Below are 4,793 nucleotides of genomic sequence, written 5' to 3' on the forward strand. Positions count from 1 at the left end.
GAAACACCCAGGCGCCGGGAAAAGGGATTTCCAGGAAGGGTCAACTAAAGTTCCCCCTTTTCCAGGTGACTGCAATCATTAAAGAGTGTCAATATCCCTTTCTCCCAGGAATAGAACTCCAGGATGGAAAGGCAGGCATTATTCACTCCCAGGCGCCAGTATTGATTCAGATCCATCCCCAAAACCGATCCCACCAGCGTCCGGATACAACCTCCATGGCAGACAACCACTACCTGACCGTCAGAGTGCCTTTCCACTATTTCCCTCACCCCGCCGGTCACCCTGTCCGCAACTTCAGCCAGGGTTTCACCCCCGGGAATGCGTGTATGCAGAGGATTTTGCCACCATTCTTGAAGCTCCCGTGCATAGCTGTTTTGAATTTCCGCCACCGTCAACCCTTCCCAGACGCCAAAATTAATTTCCCGCAGAGCCTTCAGTGTGACGACAGGCAACCCGTGGGGCTCCGCCAGAATGCGAGCCGTATCCAAAGCCCGCTGAAGGTCGCTGGAGTAAAAAGCAGTAAAACTTTCCCCACTCAGACGCGCGGCCAAGGCCCGGGCCTGCTCGAGGCCGCGCGGGGAAAGGGCGATATCACTGTGACCCTGGAATCTGAATTGTGCGTTCCAGATTGTTTCACCGTGTCTGACCAGATAAATACGACAGCTCATTGCTTTCTCTCCCCTGAATACTGTCACCCGACCAACCGCAACGACAGTTACCCCTCCAGTGCTCCGTACTACGGCCCGAACAAAGCACCGGACCATCCCGGAACCCCTGGTAGTGCCGGCGCAGCCAGTCCTTAAGGAGCGACCCCCCCCCGCCCTTTTATTTCTGTTGGTGCGACGTACCCCCGAGCACCTCACGCAATGCTTCCAGGAGGCGCAAATTATCCTCACGCCTTTTCACAGCAACGCGAATGTACCCTTCCGACAGACCGGGGAAATTAGCGCAGTTGCGCACAAGGACACCCCGGTACCCAAGCCGACGGACCAGTTCCCCAGCTGCATATTGAGTACCACTTATATCTACCAGGATGAAGTTGGCTGCGCCGGGTAGAGGACGCAGGCCGGGCAGAGAAGAAAGTTCCCGGAACAGGAACTCACGCTCCCGGGTGACCATCTCCCGGGTGGCTTTGATATATTCCCTGTCCTTCAGCCCGGCCACTCCCGCCACCTGGGCGAGGGCATTTACGCTCCAGGGGTCTCTGGATCCGCCAAGAGCACCAACGATATCAGGACGTGCTGCGAGCACCCCCAGACGCAAACCTGGAATGGCCAGAATCTTGGTTAAAGAATAAAGCAGAACCAGATTTTGGTGCCGGCCGGCCAGGGAAAGCAGTGAATAAGACTGCGGATCGGGTACAAAGTCCATAAAAGCCTCATCAACAATCACCATAACCTGATACGCGGCCGCCGCTTCCAGCAAAAGTTGGAGTTCGCGGTGCGAAATCAGCCCCCCGGTGGGATTGTTGGGGTTGCATAAAAAAATAACGTCCACAACCGGTATTCGCCTCAATACATCATCCAGGGGGAAAGGAAAGTCCAGGGATGAGTCCATAAAGACGTAACTAACCTCTCCTCCCGCAGCCTTCACGGCTTGAGCGTATTCACTAAAGGTAGGAGCAGGGATAAGCGCCCGGCGGAAGGAAAAAACACGGGCCAGCAGATAGATTAACTCGCTGACACCGTTCCCCACCAGCAGGTACCGGCCATCAACGCCGAGGTGCTCTGCCAGGGCACTTTTTAAACTCCGGCAGTCAGGATCCGGGTAATGGCAGATTTGCCACAGGTTATCCTTAATGGCTTCCACCACTGACGGGCTGGGACCAAGAGGATTGATGTTGGCACTGAAATCTAAAAAGTCCTGTGGTGCAAGCCCATATTCCATGGCCGCCCGTACCAGGTTCCCACCATGGGGGGGTATGGACTGGTAATCTCTTTCTATTTTATCATCGAGGCTCATCATTTGCACCCCTCTTATCATAAAGTGACTGGAAGGTAATTAAGCAAAGGATATGCTATCAGCAGTAAAAAAACCTCCAGAATTTCATTGATAGCTCCATAAGTATCTCCGGTGAGCCCCCCTAACTTCCAGGTGAGATATCTACCAAGCAGGTGAACCACCACGAAAGAAAAGACCAGCATAACCAGACCCAGAGGCCCTCCCAGGACACCAGCCCCCAGGGCAAAAAGGGAGGCTACAGCCAGCTCCCGCCCCCGGGTATGGCGGACCTGCAAAAGGCCGAGACCCTGCGGCCGGGCATAGGGAAAGCGGGCGATAGCGTAGACCATCCCCCATCGGCTGAGGGCCGGGATAATTAAAAGCAGGCGGGGTAGAACCTCCCGGGGTAGGCTTAAAAGCAGCGCAAACTTCAATAGCAATAAACATGCCAGGCCCAGCACGCCAAAGGCACCCACCCGGCTGTCCCGCATAATTTCCAGCATTTTCTCTCTTGGCCGGCCGCTGAAAATACCGTCCATGGTATCCATAAAACCGTCCAGGTGTAGCCCCCCGGTAAAAACAACCATGCCCAGCACCAGAAGAGCAGCGGTAACTGCCGGCGCAAAAAAACGGTACAGGAGTAGATAAAGCACCGCCCAGGCTGCGCCCAGGAAGAGGCCTACAAGCGGGAAAAACAATGGGGCCCGCCCGTAGGCACGCTCATCGAATTCACCCCGGTAAACGTAAAAGCGGGTCAAGAATTGCAGGGACATAGCCATGGTTTTCAGCATCATCCCACCACTCTTCTTTGCCTTTTATAGTGTTCGCAGCGGTCAATGAACCGGCGGGCGACATCCGGACAGGCGGCAAAGTGCAGGTGCAGGTAGGAGGCCAGCAAGTTGCCACTTACGTAGCCATCCGGCAACCCTTCTTTTTCCCCTCCCCGGTAGAGCACGTATGCCCGCCTGAAATCCGGGGGGATACCTTCTATCGAGGAATAGTGAAATTCGTGGCCCACCAGCCTGGTTCCGGCAGGAGCCAGGATATTATCAGCAAGTACCCGGGCTTCACAATATCCCAGAGCTATACGACGGGCATGCATGCGACAAATTCCCGGTAACAAGCCCACCATGGAATACTCCCTGCCCTCGAAATCACAGATAACCCGGCAGAGATACATCAACCCGCCGCATTCAGCATATACGGGCATACCCTGCTGAAAGGCCCGGCGCAGACTCTCAAGAAAACCTTTATTGGCCGCCAGGTTTTTTAAAAACATCTCTGGAAAACCACCGCCAATGTAAAGGCCATCAATGTCCGGTGGCAGGGCCGGATCGGAAAGAGCGCTGATAAACACGATCTCCGCCCCCAGGGCGCTCAGGAGATCCAGCCCATCCTGGTAGTAAAAATTAAAGGCGGCGTCCTTTACCACCCCCAGGCGCACCCTGGGGGGGAGGGGTGTGGCCGGAAAGATCTTCCCGGGGATTTCGGCAAGCGGCGGTGCCTGCCGGGCTATCTCCAGCAGGCGGAAAAGGTCCACCCCTTCTTCAAGGACCGCTACAAGCTGCTCGAGATGGTCTAAGAGTTCGTTCTTCTCCACTGCCGGCAACAGACCCAGGTGCCTGTGAGGGAGGGATATCTCCTGACGCCGGCCCACCCAGCCCAGCACGGGGACACCCGCCTGATTTTCAATGGCCTCCTTCAGCATGGCATAATGCCGGGCACTGCCCACCCTGTTCAGCAGAACCCCGGCCAGGCGAACACGGGGATCAAAAAGCCGGTAGCCCAGGACCAGGGCGGCCGCACTGCGCGACATGGACCGGACATCCACCACCAGCACAACCGGTGCCTCGAGAGTTTTAGCCACCTCCGCCGAGCTACCCCGCTCCGTAGCCCCCTTACCGTCGTAAAGACCCATAACCCCTTCAATTATACAGAGGTCCGCCCCGGAAGCAGCGCGGGCGAACACCTCACGTACTCCGGACGCCCCCAGAAAGAAGGTATCCAGGTTGCGGGAAATCCGTCCGGTAGCCGCAGTATGATAACCGGGATCAATATAATCAGGGCCCACCTTGAACGGCTGGACAGTAAAACCCGCTCTGGTAAAGGCAGCCATGAGGGCTGTAGCCAGGGTGGTTTTACCGGCACCACTGTGGGTGGCGGCAATTAAAAGGCGCGGTATGTTCAAAAGAGCCTGCCTCCTTGCTTGTAACTGCACATTTCCACAACGGGTGTTCCTGCACTCACCCCTGCTGCTCCGTACCGATAGCTCCGGCTACGCAAAGTCGCTTACCCAGGCAACGCCGTTTTTCAGGAGAAAAAGGCCAGCTTCACCACCAAACCGCTCAATACCGCCAGGACGGCGGTAAGGTAGAGCATGTCCACCGCCTGCCTGATATGTTCGACCTGCGGCGGTTGACCGGATTCGTTTAAGTAGGCCCGGAAAGAGGGAACCCCGCCATAGTAGTTCATTCCCCCCAGTCGTATCCCCAGAGCGCCGGCCACAGCCGCCTCGGGAATACCGCTGTTGGGGCTGGGGTGACTCCGGGCATCTTTTTTTATGGCCTGCCACGCCTCTTTAGCCCTGCGTCCGGAGAGCCAGGCCGCGGCCACCAGTAAGAGCCCCGCCCAGCGGGCCGGGATATAATTGGCCACGTCGTCCAGGCGGGCCGGCGCCCAACCCAGGTCCCGGTACAGGTCGTTGCGGTAGCCCACCATGGAGTCAAGGGTATTCACCGCCCGGTAGGCCATGGCCAGGGGGGCCCCGCCAATCAGTGCGTAAAAGAGGGGGGATACAAAGCCATCGACAATGTTCTCAGCCACCGTTTCCACCGACGCCCGGGCCACTTCCC

General features: G+C 57.0%; 5 protein-coding genes. All 5 read right to left on the bottom strand.

What is annotated here, in order from left to right:
• Window positions 1–44: 44 nt before the first annotated feature.
• On the bottom strand, window positions 45–668 hold the full coding sequence (cobC, locus tag ACPLUI_RS11030; protein WP_424660316.1) for an alpha-ribazole phosphatase: 624 nt from the start codon (window positions 666–668) through the stop codon (window positions 45–47).
• Between the two features lie 157 nt (window positions 669–825).
• Window positions 826–1,965, bottom strand: a complete 1,140-nt coding sequence (cobD, locus tag ACPLUI_RS11035) for a threonine-phosphate decarboxylase CobD (RefSeq protein WP_424660317.1) — start codon at window positions 1,963–1,965, stop codon at window positions 826–828.
• A 14-nt stretch (window positions 1,966–1,979) separates the two neighbouring features.
• Window positions 1,980–2,735 carry an adenosylcobinamide-GDP ribazoletransferase gene (gene cobS / locus ACPLUI_RS11040; RefSeq protein WP_424660318.1) on the bottom strand — a complete coding sequence of 252 codons (756 nt, stop codon included), beginning with the start codon at window positions 2,733–2,735 and terminating at the stop codon, window positions 1,980–1,982.
• Window positions 2,732–4,129, bottom strand: a complete 1,398-nt coding sequence (locus tag ACPLUI_RS11045; RefSeq protein ID WP_424660319.1) for a cobyrinate a,c-diamide synthase — start codon at window positions 4,127–4,129, stop codon at window positions 2,732–2,734. Before ACPLUI_RS11045 ends, cobS begins: the two co-directional genes overlap by 4 nt.
• 122 nt (window positions 4,130–4,251) lie before the next feature.
• On the bottom strand, window positions 4,252–4,793 hold a 542-nt coding region (locus ACPLUI_RS11050), incomplete at its 5' end, for a cobalamin biosynthesis protein CobD/CbiB (RefSeq protein ID WP_424660320.1).

The sequence above is a fragment of the Desulfofundulus sp. genome (genome assembly GCF_049701015.1).
GTDB lineage: Bacteria > Bacillota > Desulfotomaculia > Desulfotomaculales > Desulfovirgulaceae > Desulfofundulus.